This is a genomic window from Leucothrix arctica (assembly GCF_003172895.1).
GTDB classification, from domain to species: Bacteria; Pseudomonadota; Gammaproteobacteria; order Thiotrichales; family Thiotrichaceae; genus Leucothrix; species Leucothrix arctica.
Window position 1 is genome coordinate 393788 of the sequence record NZ_QGKL01000042.1, and the last position, 18716, is coordinate 412503.

The following is an 18716-nucleotide window of genomic DNA, read 5'->3' on the forward strand; positions in this document are numbered from 1 at the left end:
CAATAAATCGATACTTAATATATTTTGTTTATCCGAAAAAACAGCAAGTTTTTTCTAGTTTGCTATACTTGAGCTATTATTGACTTTCAGTATTAAGTGAACAAATAAATGACAATATTAGGTATCGATCTTGGTACGACCAATAGCGCGTGTGGCGTGTGGCGTGACGACAAAGTTGAGCTAATCCCTAACTCTTTAGGCGACTTTTTGACACCCTCCGCTATTTATATTGATAGTGATGAACGGGTACATGTCGGCAAAGTTGCCCGTGAACGCTCTGTTACCCACCCTAATGATACTGCTCAAGTATTTAAGCGCTATATGGGCTCACGCAAGCAAATCAAGCTTGGCAAACGTGAATACACTGCCGTAGAGCTATCTAGTTTTGTATTATCTCGTCTTAAAGAAGACGCAGAAAAGCACTTAGGTGAGACTGTAACGCAGGCCGTTATTAGTGTTCCCGCCTACTTTAATGACACGCAGCGTAAAGCGACTAAACAGGCCGGTGAAATGGCAGGTCTAAGCGTCGAGCGTTTGGTTAACGAACCTACCGCAGCGGCTATAGCTTATGGCCTACACGATAAGCCTGAACACTCACAATTTATGGTTCTTGATCTTGGTGGTGGAACGTTTGACGTCTCTATCATGGAGTATTTCTCTGGTGTATTAGAAGTTCACGCCTCATCGGGTGATAACTTTTTAGGTGGCGAGGACTTTCTTGATCTGCTTGTTGATCTTTATTTGCAAAAAGCATCGTTAAAGCGTGAAAAATTAAGTCGTCAAGAATTACAAAAAATCCAAATGCAGATGGAATTAGCAAAGCGCGAATTCAATGTTGCTGACACAGTAAATATCGAACCTATTTTAGCGTCACAAACAGAATCAATAACCGTGACTCGAGATGAGTTTGTAAAAGCGACAGAGAGCTTATTACAACGTATTCAAGTGCCAGTTGAAACTACACTGCGTGATGCCAACTTACGCGCTTCTGATTTGGATGAAGTGATCTTAGTCGGAGGCGCAACCCGTATGCAAAGTTTGCGTTCTGCGGTCGCTAAGATGTTTAGACGTTTGCCAATGGCGAATCTTGACCCTGACTTAGTGGTTGCAATGGGCGCCGCTATTCAAGGTGGTTTAAAAGCAAAAGATAAAGCGTTAGATGATGTGGTTTTGACGGACGTGTGTCCTTATACCTTAGGCACAGGTACTCATAACGAAGCGGATGTGAGCGGTGTTCAAGGTGACTTGTTTAGCCCGATACTTGAGCGCAATACCGTGATTCCAGCAAGTCGTGTGTCGAGTTATTACACTGTCGCAAATAATCAGAAAGCATTACAGTTCAATATTTACCAAGGTGAAAGCCGCCTCGTAAAAAACAACATCCCACTCGGTGAGATAACCGTTAAAATCCCTAAAAACAAAAAAGGCGAAGAGGGTGCAGAGGTACGTTTTAGTTATGACATGAACGGCTTACTCGAAGTCGACATCAAAGTGATTAGTACCGGCGAAACCTATAATAAGATGATTCAAAATGCGCCCGGTGAACTATCGGAAGCGGAGCTTGAAGCATCCCGCAAAAAATTGTCTAAGTTGAAATTTCACCCACGTGAAGAAGAAACTAATCAGTTGCTAATTGCCCGTGCTGAGCGACTCTTTGAAAGCCGACTTGCTGATGACCGAGTGACCATTCAAAACAGTTTACGTTGGTTTGAAGAGTTACTTGAAAAACAGGATAAACGTGAGATTCAAGAAGGTCAGGTCGAATTCTCTGACTTTTTAGAGCGTTTTGAACAGGATCGGTTATTCTGATGGATTGCTGGGAAGTATTAGGTATTGAGCCTAGGTCTGATAAAAAGACAATTAAAATTGCGTATGCAAAGCTGCTTAAAAAGACGCGTCCTGATGAAGACCCTGAAGGTTTTCAAAGACTGCACTCTGCTTATAAAGAAGCGCAAAGCTGGGAAGACTATTATTACGAAGAGGATGAGTCAGAGTGGGACTCAACTAAAAGCGCCTCTGAACCTGCTGTACTTTCGGTAGATAATAGTGAGTCTCCAAATGATGTGACACTTGCATCACCTAGTGCTGACTACGTCTTTTCTGAAGATGTTAAACCCTTAGAGGTAACAGTTACTTATTCGGAAAGTATGGATAATGACTCAGTCACAGAAACAATTGAGTCAACGCTACCCAGTGTGGATTTGATAGAAGAACCCGTTCAACAATTGAGTAAAGAAGACTTACAGCTTCTTGATGATATTCGAGAGCAAGAGGACGCACTTGCAGAAAGCTGGGAGTCATTCCGTGAACAAGTGAATACCTTAGTTGCAGATCACAAAGCCTGTAATGTAGTGGCGAACTGGTCATTTTTAGAAGAAATGCCAGCGATGCAGGATTTAGAATTCCGCAAAAATGTTGCGGACAGTCTATTTGAAGTCGTTTCTGAGCTTAATGAAGAGTCACTTAAGAAGAAAAGCCTCTACATTAAACGTCCGGTTATAAACCATTTAAACAATCTATTTAAGTGGGATAAACACTGGCAAGAATACGAATACCGTTACTCTGCTTCGTTACACGAAGCCGTTTTTCCCTACCTTGAAGAAACCGAAAAAGTGGTACCGGGATCCTATATCAGCCGCGAAGTGCATTACTACCGTCGTATTGCTGCATTTGCTATTGATGTCGCCATTTTTGCAGTCATTGGCTTTTTACTTTTTACAATCGGTAATAACCTTACTTCGACAGAAGATGGTGTTCTATGGCTAATAGGGTGGGGCTTTATTTACCAACTAGTGCTGACACCGATTCAAGAATGTTCTCACCACCAAGCGACGATAGGCAAACGGATAATGAACCTGCAAGTGATTGACATGAAAGGTAAGCGCTTAGGCTTCTTTCATGCATTGGGCAGAAGCTTTACAACCATAATTTGCTGCTCACTGTTTAAATTTGTGCTTTGGATCAATCTCATTCTATCGTGGTGGAAAAACGAGTTACTTCAAGACAGACTCAGTCGTTCTTACATTGTATTAAATGCTAGAAAAGATTAAGCAATATTCTGGCCTAATCAATTAGGCCAATGGCACGATCAATGGCATCCATATCACAATGAGTTTCAAGGTGTAGCGCGAGTGTATCTAGCGCTGCATCGACTTGCTCAGCCCATTCACCTGACTCACTTTGAATGCCAATTTTCTGTAAGAAAACCTGACGGTAGACTGCATTATCAAACAAACCATGAGCGTACATGCCCGCAATATTGCCCTGAATATAGCCAATGACTTTCTGCTGTTGGTTTAGCAAATAAGGTTTAGCGTTAATGTCTGCAACTGTTTTACCGTGATGAATCTCATAACCCAGCACCTGCGCACCGCCATCAACCAGTTTCGCTTGTGTTTGCTGTGTGATTTTTTCAGATTCTAGAGTGGTATCGATGCTGAGTAGATTGAGGCCCTGACTAGTAAAACCGCCTTCTAAGTTGTGCGGGTCTTGGAGTGTTTTACCCAGCATTTGCATACCACCGCAAACTCCTAATATCTGAACACCTTGATTGGCTAACTCATGAAGTTTTGCTGCAAAACCATTTTTCTTAAGAAAGTCTAGGTCATGACTCACATGCTTAGAACCAGGCAAGATAACCGCAGCAACATTGTTTAAATCACTGACTTTATCGACAAAGTTTAGCTGAATACTTGAGTCATTAACCAACGCATCAAACTCGTCAAAATTCGACATATAAGGCGTTCGTATGATGGCCACTTCAGGCTTCTCAGAATGCTCAACGTGTGTGTTGTGAGAGTAAGCATCTTCAGTGGGCAAGGGTAGATTCAACATGGGAATAATGCCAACGGTTGGGATATTAGTTTTTTCTTCCAACCAATCCATCGCGTTACCTAATAACGTCGAGTCGCCTCTAAATTTATTCAGTAAAAAACCTGCAACACGTTGCTGCTCATTAGCCGCAAGGCAGTGCCATGTACCTAGCAGATGCGCGAATGCACCACCACGATCAATGTCAGAAGCAATAAGGACTTGTGCATCAGCCTCAATAGCCACACTCATATTAACGATGTCACCTGAGCGTAGGTTTATTTCAGCAGGACTGCCTGCACCTTCGATTATGACAAGATCATAGTCATTCTTCATGGTGTGAATGCTACTTTTAACCGTTTCCCACAAGTGTTCTTTGCGTTTTTGCCACGGGATTTTTTTCAAATGAGGCTGGGCTTTACCTAGCAGAATAACTTGCGACATTGAGTCTGCTTCTGGTTTTAGTAGGACAGGATTCATCAAGACGGTTGGAGTAACACGTGCCGCCTGTGCTTGTAGTAACTGTGCGCGACCGATCTCTCCGCCATCGATGGTGACACCTGCATTATTACTCATGTTTTGCGCTTTAAAAGGAGCCACCTTGATTCCGCGATTAGCATAGAGTCGACAGAAGCCAGCGGCAATATAAGATTTACCTGCATCAGAGGTACAGCCTTGTATCATCAGTGGGGAGAGTTTTTTTGAGTTAGGCATAGTGTTTTATAGTCGTGAGTGAAAATGCGTGACGAATCATAACGCGAACGTGTCGCTTCTGTGACAATTATCTAAAAAGTGAGGAAATATATTGACTCTAAATAGTCACATGAACACTATTGGCATCTATTTAAAACATGTATGAATTGGAGCTAATTAATGGGTAAATTAATCGATGGCAAAGCATTTGCTAACCGCCTATGTGAAACCTTAGCTGAAGAGGTTGCATCACTGAAAAGCGAAAAGCAGCTTACACCTTGTATTGCCGTGGTTCTCGTTGGTGAAGACCCTGCTAGTGCAACGTATGTTGGCGCAAAAGTAAAACGTTGCGAGCAATTAGGGATTGACTCTCGCTCTCATCATTTGGATGTAACTACCTCCGAAGAGGAATTACTTTCTCTAATTGATAGCTTAAATAATGACCCAGCAGTACATGGCATTTTAGTACAACTGCCTGTACCTAAGCAGATCAATTCAGAAGCGGTGATCAATGCAATCAGCCCTGATAAAGACGTCGATGGTTTTCATATCAGTAACGTTGGCGCAATGGCTGTTGGCCAGAATAATATGGTGCCATGTACACCGCTTGGTTCGATGATGCTATTAGAAGATGAGCTAGGTGATTTAAGCGGCCTAAATGCTGTTGTCGTTGGGCGTTCTAATATCGTTGGTAAGCCAATGGCTACCTTATTGCTACAGAAAAGCTGCACAGTAACAGTAGCTCATTCACGTACCAAAGACTTACCGGCAGTTTGTCGCGGTGCAGATATTTTGGTAGCGGCAGTGGGTATTCCTCATTTTGTTAAAGCTGACTGGATTAAAGAAGGCGCTACAGTTATTGACGTTGGTATCAACCGCATTCAAGATCCTGAAACAGGTAAGAACAGATTGGTTGGTGATGTTGACTTCGATGCGGCAAAAGATGTGGCAGGTGCAATCACTCCTGTTCCAGGCGGTGTAGGTCCAATGACCATTGCTTGCTTGATGTATAACACGGTTGCAGCGGCTAAGAAATTATCTGGCATAGCGTAACTATTGTTTGTTGTGTATTTTAAAGAGCGGGCTTTTTAGTCCGCTTTTTTATTGGTTATTTAAAATGATTATTGATCACAAGCTTTTCGCGCTACCGATACTCTTAACGTTATCTGCCTGCGGCGTTGCAAACACAGATATCAACCAAGAGGGTTGGGGAAGTGACTCAGTCGATCAGCGTTATCGTCCTTCATTGAACTGGATCGATAATTTTAGCGATGCAAAAGTTGTAACCGCGGACGGCTCTCTGAGTGAAGCTATCGATGCTTGTGATGAAGTTGCGGGGGGTAATAAATATTGTGTGGTTACAGTCAGTGATTCAACAACGGGCGCTGCTGTTGACATTTTTCGCTCTAATACCAAGATTATCGGCTCAAATAGAACAACACCTCTCATACCCAGTAAAAATGGTACGTTTATCTATATAGGTGAAAATACTCAAAATGTAGTCATTGAAAGCCTAACGCTTAAAGGGCGTCATGTCGGTGAAGACGAATTATTCGCTATCGTTGTTGAAGGCAAAAAAATCAATAATATTCTCATCAAAAGCAATATGATTTTTGAGTTTAATAGTGATGAAAATGCTCATGGTATTGCAGTTTTTGGTACGGGCATTACAGAACAAGAGGCTATTACAAACGTAGTGATTGATAACAACACCATTCACACCATGAGAACGGGTTCCAGTGAAAGCCTAGTGGTGAATGGTAATGTCAGTGGCTGGGAAATCACCAACAACAAAATTTACGATGTTAATAATATCGCGATAGATGCAATTGGTGGTGAAGGTGTTTCAACGAAACTCGCCACTGACGAGCATGGTCGTCAACTACCCGGTAAATTTGATGCCGCTCGAAATGGCTTTATCGAAGGTAACTCTGTGACCAATATGAGTACCAAAGATAATCCCGCCTATGGCAATGATTACACTTGGGCTGGAGCGATATACGTGGACGGTGGACACCATATTCAAATTAAAGATAACACCGTTGTAAACGCACCTTGGGCTTATGATGTCGGCTCTGAAAATTGCCTTACATCGAGTCACATTACATTGACTGGAAATACCGCATCAAGAAGCTATTATGGCGACTTGCTTTTAGGTGGTTACGCTGAGACTGGCTACCTTGAAGACAAGAATATTGACTGCAACCCAAACAATACTGAAGATGCAAATGAGGGTCACGGTTATGTTAGATTTGTAACCGTTAAAGATAACTTTTTTAATACTCTCGAGCCAGTTGATAAAGATACCAGTAATGCGCTCATTCAATATAGAACCACTAATAGTATTGTAGTAGGCACTAGCGTTAAGCCTAGTAATGAATCTGGGAATGGGGTGGTTACAGGCGATGATAATTCGATAAAGACTATTGAGTAGCATCACTTGCATGCGGTTTTTTCTTCACGTATCTTCAAGCTACTCACTTAAAAAATAATAATCATGTCAGAATTTTTACAAAACAGTTGGCAGCAGTTGAGTCACTTATCTACCTTAGAATACATTTTATTAGCCAGTTGTATCTTATTGATTACTACTGCTCGACTCATTTTCAAACATATCTTCCGATTGCCCGTCGATAGCAATCAGTATTCTAATAAGCTACAAACATTTAGAGACATCGCTTTTCTGACGATTGCGGCAATAGTACTTAATCGCCTAATATTCTCAGATGCTAGTCACGACAGTGTTGCCACAAAATTGCTAGGCATTATCATTATCATTTTTTGTGCGTTCTGGACGGTACAAATCCTACACTTTTTAATCCGACGCCAGTACGGACAAAACACTGAAGTGTCAGGACAAAAAATCATTACTGATAGTTACAATAGCCGTTTATTGAGCGTACTTGTGACGGTACTAGTGGTGATATTTTCGATCATTAGTATTGTGCAGTTACTGGGTTTAGATAGTTTGCTAGAAGCAGGTGGAGTCATCGGCTTTATCGGCGTTATGTTAGCGCTGACTCAAGGGGCATGGGCACCTGACATTATCAGCGGCTTAGTTATTCTAAACAGTGACTTACTGAACAGTGGTGAAATTGTGGAGATTGATGATGGCAAAATCGTTGGCCAAGTTTTTAGAATAAAGCTATTCCACACCGAGTTGCTTGATTTGGTACATAACAACCGTATCCTGATTAAGAACGCTAAGTTACGAGACATGACCATTCATAACCTTTCTAAGTTTTCTTCTGCGAGAGGTTACCGTGAAAAGTTGGTGTTTAAGATTGGTTATGATGCGGATGTCGCCGAGGTTAAAGCGCTGTTTGAACGCACCTATGAGCTTGCACTGACTGACAGTGAAATAGCAATTGAAGGTGATCATGCCTTAGAAATCAGAGTCCAAGATACTGGCGACTACGCCGTTGAGTGGGCGGTGTTTTATTACACCAAAAAAGTACGTTATATGCTTAAAACAAGACAGTTATTTAAAGAACTGGCCCTTAAAGAATCCATACGATCAGGCATTAGTTTATCAACACCTGATTTATATCAACGAATTCCAGAGGTCTGCACCGTTGCTTCTAACAGCAAAATTGAAGACAATCTGAACCCGAACCCATAACAAGTAATTTACATGGCTAAGAAAAAACGCGATATCCCAGTTTTCGAGCATCCTATTATCGAAACGCATTGTCACTTGGATTATCTTGAAGACCGTACGCTGGATGAAGTCGTTAATGATGCAAAGCTCGTTAACATCGAGCGCATTATAACCATTGCTGTTTCAGCGGGTAATTTAGATAAAGTCTTAGCGATGACTCAGGCCAATGAAACGATTTGGGGGACTCAGGGTATTCATCCACATGATGCTGACGAGTATAACGATGATGTAGAAGCTAAGATTCGTGAAAACGCGACTAATGAGCGTATCGTAGCGATTGGCGAAATTGGTTTAGATTATTTCTACGACCACTGTGATAGAGCGAAGCAACGTGCTGCATTTGAAAGTCAGTTACAAATTGCCATTGATTTGGCAATGCCAATTGTTGTGCACACGCGTGAAGCAGATGAAGACACACAGGCAATTCTACAAAACTTTGTTGGTCAAATGCCAAAGCGAGGCGTTATTCATAGCTTCACCTCAGGCAAGTCGCTTGCAGAGTATTGCTTAGGCGAGGGGTTTCACTTAGGATTTAACGGCATTAGCACGTTTAAAACGGCTGAGAATGTTCGTGAAATAGTCGAACTTACACCCGTTGAAAAGATTCTGTTTGAAACGGATGCACCGTACTTAACACCAGTACCGTATCGCGGCACAGTCAATGAGCCAAAGTACTTACCATTTATTGCTGAGCATATAGCTAGTGTGAAGCAGGTACCCGTTGAAGAGTTATTACCTCAAGTTTGGAAAAATAGTATGGGGCTTTTCTTTAATACTTGAACTTTTTACGCGAAATCTGCACAAAATAGCCACAAATAAGGCATTGGGAAATAGTCTGACACTTGTTAGTATTATTGACTGAACAAATCATCATAAAAAATTAATAAGCTTGATAGAGGCGCTGCATGAATATTGGAAGGGTTTTAAAGTATTTAATCACTGGGGTTGTTGTTGGAGCGATATTGTTTTTTGCCGGCTTCGGTGTTGTTAATCTTCTTACGAAAGATTCCGCTGAAATTGTTGCAGTTCCACAGCCAACAATTATCCCCGATACAACTGCTGACACTACGACTGATACGGCTACCGTTGAAGTGATTCCACCTTCAATCAATGTATCTGAAGGTACAAGTAGCTCACCTATCAAAATCAAACCATTAGGTGCTGCAGACGACTCCGCTACTACAGCAGAGGGTGAAGCTGCTGACGCAACACCGACTTTGGCATTTGGTACGTTGACGCTTAACGCGATTAACTCAACCAACAAGCAGCCACTTAAGGCTGACTTCCTCATTCAAAATGATGCCGGCGCGGCCATCGCTCAGGTAAAAAGCACTGAGCAAACTACATTGAGCTTTCCTGTTGGCAGCTACAAAATCACAGTTAACCAAGGCAAGAATAAGATTGTTCGCTACCTAGGCGTTAAGAACGGCCAAAATGGCTCTGAGACATTTGAAATCGATGCGCCCGTTATTGCAGGTGACAACGCTGTTGCGGTCGCTCCAATTGTCAGTGAACGACCTAACGTATCAGCAAATACAAACACGGCAGTCATTGTTGATGAGCCAGCCGCTCCCGTAGTTAAATCTCAAACATCAGCGACGGTCACTAAAGTACCTGCAAAAGCGACGAATAACGCTAGCGCAACAACAACTCAAACACCGACAGCGGCTACAGAAACGCCTGCTGCAACTAGTACAACCGCAAACTCTACTGCAACCGCACCATCTGCAGAGACTGAGCAAACTGCATCAACGACGGAAACCACAACACCTACAACTGCGAGCGAAGCGGCTGATCAAGGTATTGGTGGTTTACGTGTTTCGGCACTGACTAAAGTAGGTAATCGTCCAATGCCTGCGAGTTTTTACATTCAGCGATTAAATGGTGAGAATGTTGCAAACATTAAAAATGTAAACACACATCAGTTTAATTTACCTGCAGGCAGTTACCGCATCACCGCTCGTTCGGGCACTGTGCGTATGGTTAAGCAGATTAAAGTGGTTGCCGCTCGCGGGATTCATGAAATCTTTAATATGCCTTCTCTAGGCAATTCAACAACTACTGCACCGACTAGCACAGCATCAGTCGCTACCGCACCTAAAGCAGCTCCAGCAGTGGTCGCACCGACACCTGTAGCGCCAACACCGTCAGCAGATGCGACAGGACGTTTAGAGTTATTTGCGCGTGATGAGTCAACCAACAAACCTATTCGTTCAAACTTCTATATCCATACGCCAGCGGGCAAGTTGATCACAAGTAAGACTTACGTTGAGTCTATTGGTTATAAATTACCAACAGCACAGTATAAAGTCACCGTTCGTGCGACTGGCTATAAGAACAAAATCATTACATTAAATGTACGAAAAGATCAGACGCGTCGTGAAACGTTTAAGATGGAACTAGTGGCACCTGTAATGCCGCCTGCACCGGTAGCACCTCCAGTGAACCGTGTAACAGCGCCTGTTACTGCTGTACCACCGGCTCAAGCATTACGACAAGCACCAAGACCAAATCGTGGTGGCTTACAAGTAAACGTAGTGTCAAAAGAGGGCGTTCCTTTAAAAGCTGACATTATGGTGTTACGCCGAAATGGCACACCGGTTAAACGTGCAATCAATGCTTCAACAGCTAACTTTGACTTGAATCCAAGAAACTTTGTCGTGAGAGTACGTCATGGTGGGTTTGTGACAAACCAACAAATCAATGTTATAGCGGGCAAACTGGCAATCAAAACAATTACGTTTGATCTAAATACAGGCTTCCGTTAATAGGTTTTAGATAACTTATATCGGCGCGTTAAAAACAGACTATACCCCCGTTTTCTGGAGCAATTTCATGTTAAAGCTGCACCAATTCCCCATCTCGCATTATTGTGAAAAAGCTCGCTGGGCGCTTGAAATAAAAGAATTACAGTACCGAAAAGTAAACTTACTACCCGGTCCACACATAAAAAAAGCGAAGAAAATAGCCAAGCGTAGCTCGTTGCCGATTTTGGAACATGATGGTGTTTTTATACAAGAATCGTCAGATATCATTACGTACTTAGATAATAATTTTTCACGCCGCTCTCTCACTCCAGAGCAACCTAAGGAGCAAGAACTTGCTGCGGCTTGGGAGTCATTTGCTGACCGAGAAATTGGACCAGCAGTACGCTTGCTGTGCTACAGCACGCTGCTCGACCACCCTGGCATAATGATTCCATTGTTTACCAAAAACGGTCCTTGGTATGGGCGTTGGGCACTAAAACCAGCATTCCCTAAGATTGCTGAGTCTATGCGTGACATGTTTAAAATAACCCCGCAGTCAGCCATTGAAGCTGAGAATAAAGTCTCAACGGCACTTGATAATTTAAATGCTACGTTAGGTGATCGTGAGTTTTTGGTGGGTGATACATTTACCCGCGCTGACCTATCAGTTGCTTCATTATTATCACCGCTGATTATGCATCGTACTTATGGGGTCGAGTGGCCAGACTCAATGCCTGAACCACTAGCCTCACAAATGACTAGTTTTCATGATCGCCTAGGTTGGGTTGAACACATTTACGACAACTTCCGTTAATTACTTAATGTGACGCCAATAAAGCATTAGTAAGAAACCAACAAGCGCACCGCCCAAATGAGCGAAGTGCGCTATGCCACCACCCAATAATGAATAACCGGTAACACCAGAAAACAGATCAAGGCACAGCAAGGCAGGAACGAAATACTTGGCTGCTATTGGAAACGGCACAAACATCAAGAACATTTTCATGTTTGGGTAGCGCATAGCAAATGCCACGATTACCCCATATAGAGCACCTGATGCTCCTACCGTCTTCATATGATAAGTTTGATAAACCTCACCGACCATTTCGGCCGTTAGATTACTAGTCGGCATATACATCCGAGTCTCTAGCAAATCTTTAATATCGAGACTTGTCATCCCTGCGGCACTGACCGCTGCAACACTCGCAGTGTATTCATAACTATCTACTAGACTGGAAATTACACCCGCACCAATACCTGCGACGAAATACAGAATAAGAAATTTCTGACTGCCCCAAATGCGCTCTAAGGCACTTCCAAACATCCACAAACCCAGCATATTAAACAAAATATGCATGACCCCACCGTGCATGAACATACTGGTAACGTACTGCCAGACGGCAAAGTTCTCATTTTCAGGCAAATAAAGCCCAAATAATGAGTTTAAGTCGTACAGCAGTACGTTATCCAAAAGGAACAGGGCAACGTTGATGATCAGTAAAATGCGTACCGCAGGTGTTATCTTATACATAGCAAGTCAGTATCAGGTTATTGAAGGTGTTTTGCTTACATTCTTAGCTGAGCGAGTCAGTAAGTAGAAACGATAATTTAGTGTAACAGCGGCACAAGCAAGACCCATGACAAGCCCCCACCATAAGCCAGCCGGCCCCATATTTTGATAAATACCTAACCACACAGCTGTACCCATTCCGACAACCCAGTAACTAAATATCGCTAATAACATCGGTATTTTGGTGTCCTTGAAACCTCTTAGTGATCCCATAGCACCAATCTGAAGACCATCGACTATCTGGAATAAAGCAGCTAACGCCAATAGCTGTGCAGCAATTTTAATAACGGCAGTGTCTTCAGTGTAAAGCTCAGCGAGCTGTTCTCCAAGTTGCCACAAGAAAATCGCCGATATCATAGTGATAGCCGTACATAACTGTATACCTAGCTGACCTTGCTTCTTAGCGTTTAATACTTGTTTCGCACCAACTGATTGACCTATACGTACTGTCAGCGCCATCCCGCAACCTAATGGAATCATAAAGGTGAGTGATGCTAAGTTAAGTGCGATCTGGTGAGCGGCTGTCGCATCCACACCAAAGCGCCCCATGACTAAGGCCGTAGCACTAAATAACCCCACTTCCATGCCCATTGATACCGCAATAGGCCAACCCACTTTAATAGTTTGATAAATATGTGACCAGTCAGGTGGTGTCATACGCTTGAACAGATCAAAGTCTTTATATTTGGGTTCATGATAGGTGTAAATAAAGATAGCAACGCAACTAATACCCTGTGCGATCCCCGTCGATAACGCAGCACCTGAAGCACCCATTTCAGGGAAACCATAACTCCCATACATAAACAGGTAGTTACCAATGATATTTAACGGCAGTGCAATGATCTGAATCCATAACAATGGCATGGTATTTGCCATTGCTTCACTGACCGAACGCGGTACTAGGTACAGCATGGTCAGTGGTAGACTCCATGCTATCCATAATAAGTAGTCGTGCGCAGGAGGGATGATCTCTGGCTTAATTCCCATATATGGCAGGGCACTACCGACACCGACTACCATCAAGATCGTGATAAAACCCAATGCAAGCGCAAGCCAAAGTCCTTGGCGGAATTCTTCACGCATTAAGCGTTGATTTTGGCTACCAATGTGCTGAGAAAGAATAGGGGTTAATGCCAGTAAAATACCAAAACCGATCAACATTACAAAAAACCAAATAGACGAACCCAACGCAATGGAAGCAATGGACAAAGCATCTATACGGCCCGCCATAATAGTATCGATCACACCCATGCTGACTTGCAGTAACTGAGCACCTATTATAGGAAGCGCTATTTTAGCTATTTGGATGAGTTCAGCAGTGCGGTTAAAAGCGGTAGTGCTCACGGCGATTCCTTAATGCGGGCAGGGTAGCCTCGTGATTATGATCACTAAACGCTATAAAGCAAGATAACAATACTTTGCACTAGGTCTAGTGCAAAGAGGCTTTAGGAGAGACAGAGGTCCATTACAGCTTTTTGTCGATAACCTTAAGTAACTGGACAATAAACCCTTCCATAGATAGCAGGGTTAAGTTGCTCTCACGCTGCTTTTCACCCCACATTGGTTCTGGGTAATAACTATCTTCTTTAAAGCGAGCCATGATGTGCCAGTGAACTTGAGGCTTGTAATTACCAAATGAGGCTATGTTTATTTTCTCTGGGTTGAAATAAGCCAACATTTCTACTTCGATGATATCCAGCAATTGCCAAATTTGCTGTTTGGTTGTTGAATCACACTCAGAAAATTCTTTCAGACTTGCTTGAGAGTAAACTTTTACCCAAGGGATCTCACTGTCATGAATCTTAATATAGATATGCTCATTAGCGTAAAACTGACTCATAAAACTCTCTTAATTTCGTTATTAATGGGGCGTTATTAGCTAGCGAACTTATTTTCGCGGTATAAAAGCCACTGATAAAAGACCCCGACAATTGCACTGGTGATAATAAACACAGCACCACCACCGACAATACCAAACTTAATACCGTGCTGTAAGCTATGTAAACCCCACAAAACGTTACTACTTGGCATATTAATATAAGTATAAAATAGCCCTGCTAACCCTGGAATTAACAGAATAAGAAGCAGGGCACAGCGCTGTGTTATTAAGCTAGGCTGCCAAGCTAGTTGCTGCATGGGTGTCGTCATTTTATACCAACGATAAATCCACCACCCTAATAATACTAACCCACCAACAGTGCTTACATGCTGAAACACTCTAAACGGCATGATTTGATATCCATCGAGCTTCAATAAGGGCGTGCTAAACCACGTCAGGGAATCCGTTAATGCATTTTCATGAGTAAACGCATCCCAAATAATATGTGTAGCAGCTCCGATCAGTATCGATACGATGACTGCATGGGCGTTATTACTAGGCGGGCACCGGCCTAATAGTAGGTGTTGAGGTAAGCGATGCTTTAACGGCTTTGGAAAAATCGAGGTGACAACAGGTGCCATTAATAAATGATATAAGTAGAAAAATCCGACACCCAATGGCAGACAGACGGTAAATAGCCCCATGAGGCTATGGCTTTCCAGCCGATAATAGTAGACAAATTCCGGTGGTAGCATGTAAACAAAGTCGGGACACATAGCACCAATAAACAGTGCAGAAAGAATTCCGAAGTTGCCCAAGTAGCGGCGGAGCGGGATTGAGACAACTGGATGAGATAAAGTAAAAGGCATAGTATAATTCTTCTTGTTAGTGAGGACATTTTCGCGCATAATCCTTCGCTCTGCAATATGGTGATCTGCATTGGTCTCCTCGCGACGATAAACTACGAACCCAGCCAGGACCGGAAGGTAGCAACTGTAGTAGTGGATTTGTGCGCTGAGAATCGGCTGATGTGGATTGCCACCCTAATTGCGCTCTTTTTAAGCCATCTGTACTTTGTCTAATGAGTTATCAGGTTCTCGCTCGAAAATGGCGACCTCAAAATTTTAAAGAAATGGTTGGTCAGCAGCACGTTTTACGTGGACTGATTAATGCGCTCGATAACGACCGCCTTCACCATGCTTATCTTTTCACCGGCACTCGTGGTGTTGGTAAAACAACAATTGCCCGAATTCTTGCAAAATGTCTTAACTGCGAAACTGGCATCACTTCAGAACCTTGTGGTGAGTGCGGCGCATGTAAAGAAATCGCATCAGGCCGTTTTGTTGACCTAATCGAGGTCGATGCTGCATCTCGTACTAAAGTCGAAGACACTCGAGAATTATTGGACAATGTTCAATATGCACCGACGCATGGTCGCTTCAAAGTTTACCTGATAGATGAAGTCCATATGCTATCAGGCCATAGCTTTAACGCCTTGCTTAAGACGTTGGAAGAACCACCTGAGCACGTAAAATTCCTATTTGCGACGACAGACCCACAAAAATTGCCCGTTACGATTTTATCTCGCTGCCTTCAATTTAATTTGAAGCGTATGACGATGGATATGATCGCTAACCACTTGCAACACCTTGTTACTGAAGAAAGCATTAAAGCAGACGATCCTGCACTTCGTTTATTAGCACGTGCAGCCGACGGCAGCATGCGTGACGCGTTGAGTTTAATGGACCAAGCGATAGCGTTTGGTAACGGTAATGTCGAGTTCGCTGATGTCCAAGAAATGCTGGGCAGTATTGCTCATGACCCGTTAATCGAAATGATTAAGATGGTTGCTTCAGGCGATGGTGCAGGCATCATCAATAAAGTTGAAGATATGGCAGGAGTTACTCCTGACTTTGCAGCCGCCACTGATGCGATGATTTCAATGCTTCACCAGATGGCTGTTCTACAAGTAGTAGATGGTGCCGATGAAGACAACGATAACCTTCGTGAGTTAGCTCAACAACTTAGTAAAGAAGACGTACAGCTTTATTATCAAATAGCGATAACGGGTCGACGTGACTTATCACTAGCACTGGATCCACGTAGTGGGTTTGAAATGTTGTTATTGCGCATGCTGGCATTTAGACCAACGAATGTTGCGCCTGTTGCTTCTCAAACAATTACAGATGCTACAAAAAGCGACGAAATCAAAAAAAAAACGTTAGGTAGTAAAGTCTCAGCCGAGACATTATTGCCAGCACCAGCACCAGCACCAGCACCAACACCAACACCAGTACAGACTCCACCACCTGAACCTAAAGTTGTGCCGACACAAACTGTTCAGGAAAGTAGCGGCGGTTCTGAGTGGGATGAATATGATCAAATGGTTAATTCAGAGCCTGTATCTAAAGCACCTGATACACACTCTGCTGACAGCACAATAAGCACATCTGAAGTACAACAGCCGCCAGTATCACCACAGTCACCGACGCCTCCACCATGGGGTGACGCACCAGCGACTAATGAAACAATAAAAGAGCCTACTGCTAAAGCAACTGATCCCGTTGAGCAGGTGATTGCAAAAAGTGCAGAGCCAATAACTCCAGTTGATAACACGCAACCTATAAAACAAGCTGTAGAGCTAGCACCTGAAGTGAATTTAGAAAGCAAGGCTGTAGACATTAAGGAAATGTCTGCTCATTCTGCTGATGAGTGGTATGGTATTGTTAAGGCATTACCATTAACAGGCCGTGCTGCAGCCCTTGCGCAAAATTGCGTATTAGCGGAACAAACTGAAGACCGTATTGAGATTCATTTAGAAAGCGCTAGTGAAATGTTGATGAGTAGCGGCGTCACAGATGAAATTGAAGCAGCACTAAACGCTCACTTTGGGACTAAAAGAACCTTAGTTGTTGCAGTAAGAGAGTTGAATACTGAAACACCGGCCCAATATAATGATCGTTATATTGTTGAACGACAGAAGGCCGTTGAACGACATATTAACGAAGATAGCTTTGTATTAAAGCTAGCCAAAGAGTTTGACGCAAAGGTTGTACCGGGCTCGGTAAAACCGAAGAGCGACTAATCATTACAAATTTGAATTTAGGAGAGATGTTATGTTGAAAGGTGGTTTGGGCGGAATGATGAAGCAGGCTCAGAAAATGCAAGAGGACGTTAAGCGTGCTCAAGATGAGATTGCTTTGCTAGAAGTAACTGGTCAGTCTGGTGGTGGTTTGGTTGCAGTAACAATCAACGGTCAACATGAATGCAAAAAAGTTAAAATCGACCCTAGTTTAATGGAAGATGATGACCAAGAAATGCTAGAAGACTTGATCGCAGCTTCTCTGAATGACGCAGTACACAAACTTGCTGAAGAAACTAAGTCTCGCATGTCTGGCGTTACCGCGGGTATGAACTTGCCTGCTGGCATGAAGCTGCCGTTTTAATCGATGGAATCCTCACTGCTTAATGAAATGGTGGAGGCCTTTAAATGCCTTCCAGGTGTTGGCGCTCGAACAGCACAGCGCATGAGTTTCCATTTATTAGAGCGGGATCGTGAAGCTGGGCTTCGTCTAGCTTCTGCGATGCAGCAAGCGATCGATAAAATTGGTCACTGCCAACTTTGCCGCACCTTGACAGAGCATGAGTTCTGTAAAATCTGCAGCAACACAGGCCGTGACTCAAGTAAGTTATGTATCGTTGAAAGCCCATCCGACGTAATTGCCCTTGAGCAAGCAACAGATTACCGTGGTCATTACTTTGTATTGATGGGTAAATTGTCGCCGTTAGATGGTGTTGGCCCAGAGCAACTAGGTTTAGACCTACTAGAAAATCGCTTTGAGACAGGTGAAATTAAAGAGTTAATTTTAGCTACAAATCCAACCATCGAAGGTGAGGTGACTGCTCACTATATCCACCAGTTGGCAGGGAAGCATGATATCTCTGCAACGCGCATAGCACATGGCGTACCTATTGGCGGTGAGTTAGATTATGTTGACAGTGGTACACTTTCGCATGCGTTTGACGGTCGTCGCGCTTACTAAACTTTAAATTTTTGTAAATCTTCTTAGGTATAACTATGTCTGATTGTTTATTTTGTAAAATTCTTGCAGGTGAAGTGCCATCTGATGTGGTTTATGAAGATGAGCATGTTCTCGCATTTAAAGACATCTACCCACAAGCACCATTCCATGTGCTTATTATCCCTAAGAAACACATCTCAACATTAAATGATTTAGATGTTAACGATAATGAATTAGCCGGTCGCTTATTCACAACAGCTAAAATTATTGCCCAAGAGCAGGGCTTTGCTGATGATGGTTATCGTGTCCAAATGAATTGCGGAGAAGGTGGTGGTCAAATCATCTTCCACATGCATTTACACCTTCTTGCAGGTAAAAAGTTTAGCGCATAACT

At 43.0% G+C, this 18716-nt stretch carries 17 protein-coding genes and 1 other RNA gene; 13 read left to right on the forward strand and 5 right to left on the reverse strand.

Annotated elements, in window-relative coordinates; all coding sequences use genetic code 11:
• The first annotated feature begins 108 nt into the window (after positions 1–108).
• Both DKT75_RS18925 and DKT75_RS18930 read left to right on the forward strand, forming a co-directional pair.
• Entirely contained in the window at positions 109–1809 is a 1701-nt protein-coding gene (locus tag DKT75_RS18925) for an Hsp70 family protein (protein ID WP_109825748.1), read from the forward strand.
• The gene (locus DKT75_RS18930; protein WP_109825750.1) at positions 1809–3050 is read left to right on the forward strand and encodes an RDD family protein; all 1242 of its coding nucleotides are present in this window, start codon (positions 1809–1811) and stop codon (positions 3048–3050) included. Before DKT75_RS18925 ends, DKT75_RS18930 begins: the two co-directional genes overlap by 1 nt.
• Positions 3051–3063: 13 nt before the next feature.
• Here DKT75_RS18930 and DKT75_RS18935 read toward each other — a convergent pair whose 3' ends face one another.
• Positions 3064–4524: a cobyric acid synthase gene (locus DKT75_RS18935; protein ID WP_211665497.1), complete on the reverse strand. Its 1461-nt coding sequence runs from the start codon at positions 4522–4524 to the stop codon at positions 3064–3066.
• Between the two features lie 159 nt (positions 4525–4683).
• Between DKT75_RS18935 and folD the strand changes: the two genes are divergently transcribed.
• The 6 genes from folD (at position 4684) to DKT75_RS18965 (ending at position 11725) form a co-directional block, all read left to right on the forward strand.
• Positions 4684–5556: a bifunctional methylenetetrahydrofolate dehydrogenase/methenyltetrahydrofolate cyclohydrolase FolD gene (folD, locus tag DKT75_RS18940; protein ID WP_109825752.1), complete on the forward strand. Its 873-nt coding sequence runs from the start codon at positions 4684–4686 to the stop codon at positions 5554–5556.
• 64 nt (positions 5557–5620) lie between these two features.
• Positions 5621–6937 carry a hypothetical protein gene (locus DKT75_RS18945; protein WP_109825754.1) on the forward strand — a complete coding sequence of 439 codons (1317 nt, stop codon included), beginning with the start codon at positions 5621–5623 and terminating at the stop codon, positions 6935–6937.
• Between the two features lie 63 nt (positions 6938–7000).
• The gene (locus DKT75_RS18950; RefSeq protein WP_109825756.1) at positions 7001–8125 is read left to right on the forward strand and encodes a mechanosensitive ion channel family protein; all 1125 of its coding nucleotides are present in this window, start codon (positions 7001–7003) and stop codon (positions 8123–8125) included.
• A gap of 12 nt (positions 8126–8137) precedes the next feature.
• Entirely contained in the window at positions 8138–8944 is an 807-nt protein-coding gene (locus tag DKT75_RS18955) for a TatD family hydrolase (protein WP_109825758.1), read from the forward strand.
• 125 nt (positions 8945–9069) lie between these two features.
• Positions 9070–10932: a hypothetical protein gene (locus DKT75_RS18960; protein ID WP_109825760.1), complete on the forward strand. Its 1863-nt coding sequence runs from the start codon at positions 9070–9072 to the stop codon at positions 10930–10932.
• Positions 10933–10999: 67 nt separating this feature from the next.
• Positions 11000–11725 carry a glutathione S-transferase family protein gene (locus DKT75_RS18965; RefSeq protein WP_109825762.1) on the forward strand — a complete coding sequence of 242 codons (726 nt, stop codon included), beginning with the start codon at positions 11000–11002 and terminating at the stop codon, positions 11723–11725.
• Here the strand turns inward: DKT75_RS18965 and DKT75_RS18970 are convergent, their stop codons facing one another.
• From DKT75_RS18970 to DKT75_RS18985, 4 genes are all read right to left on the reverse strand, one after another.
• Positions 11726–12442: a rhomboid family intramembrane serine protease gene (locus DKT75_RS18970; RefSeq protein ID WP_109825764.1), complete on the reverse strand. Its 717-nt coding sequence runs from the start codon at positions 12440–12442 to the stop codon at positions 11726–11728.
• A gap of 12 nt (positions 12443–12454) precedes the next feature.
• Entirely contained in the window at positions 12455–13825 is a 1371-nt protein-coding gene (locus tag DKT75_RS18975; protein WP_109825766.1) for an MATE family efflux transporter, read from the reverse strand.
• Between the two features lie 121 nt (positions 13826–13946).
• Positions 13947–14321, reverse strand: a complete 375-nt coding sequence (locus tag DKT75_RS18980) for an HIT family protein (RefSeq protein WP_109825768.1) — start codon at positions 14319–14321, stop codon at positions 13947–13949.
• Between the two features lie 35 nt (positions 14322–14356).
• Positions 14357–15169, reverse strand: a complete 813-nt coding sequence (locus DKT75_RS18985; RefSeq protein WP_158278921.1) for a DUF4184 family protein — start codon at positions 15167–15169, stop codon at positions 14357–14359.
• A gap of 68 nt (positions 15170–15237) precedes the next feature.
• On the opposite strand from DKT75_RS18985, the gene ffs reads away from it, so the two are divergent.
• The 5 genes from ffs (at position 15238) to DKT75_RS19010 (ending at position 18714) form a co-directional block, all read left to right on the forward strand.
• Positions 15238–15334: signal recognition particle sRNA small type (ffs, locus tag DKT75_RS18990), an RNA gene on the forward strand.
• A gap of 47 nt (positions 15335–15381) precedes the next feature.
• Positions 15382–17385: a DNA polymerase III subunit gamma/tau gene (dnaX, locus tag DKT75_RS18995; RefSeq protein WP_109825770.1), complete on the forward strand. Its 2004-nt coding sequence runs from the start codon at positions 15382–15384 to the stop codon at positions 17383–17385.
• A gap of 31 nt (positions 17386–17416) precedes the next feature.
• Positions 17417–17746, forward strand: coding sequence for a YbaB/EbfC family nucleoid-associated protein (locus DKT75_RS19000; RefSeq protein WP_109825772.1), 330 nt, complete (start codon positions 17417–17419; stop codon positions 17744–17746).
• Between the two features lie 3 nt (positions 17747–17749).
• Positions 17750–18343: a recombination mediator RecR gene (gene recR / locus DKT75_RS19005; protein ID WP_109825774.1), complete on the forward strand. Its 594-nt coding sequence runs from the start codon at positions 17750–17752 to the stop codon at positions 18341–18343.
• Positions 18344–18378: 35 nt separating this feature from the next.
• A complete protein-coding gene (locus tag DKT75_RS19010; protein WP_109825776.1) occupies positions 18379–18714 on the forward strand; it encodes a histidine triad nucleotide-binding protein in 336 nt (111 codons plus the stop codon).
• The last annotated feature ends 2 nt before the right edge of the window (positions 18715–18716 follow it).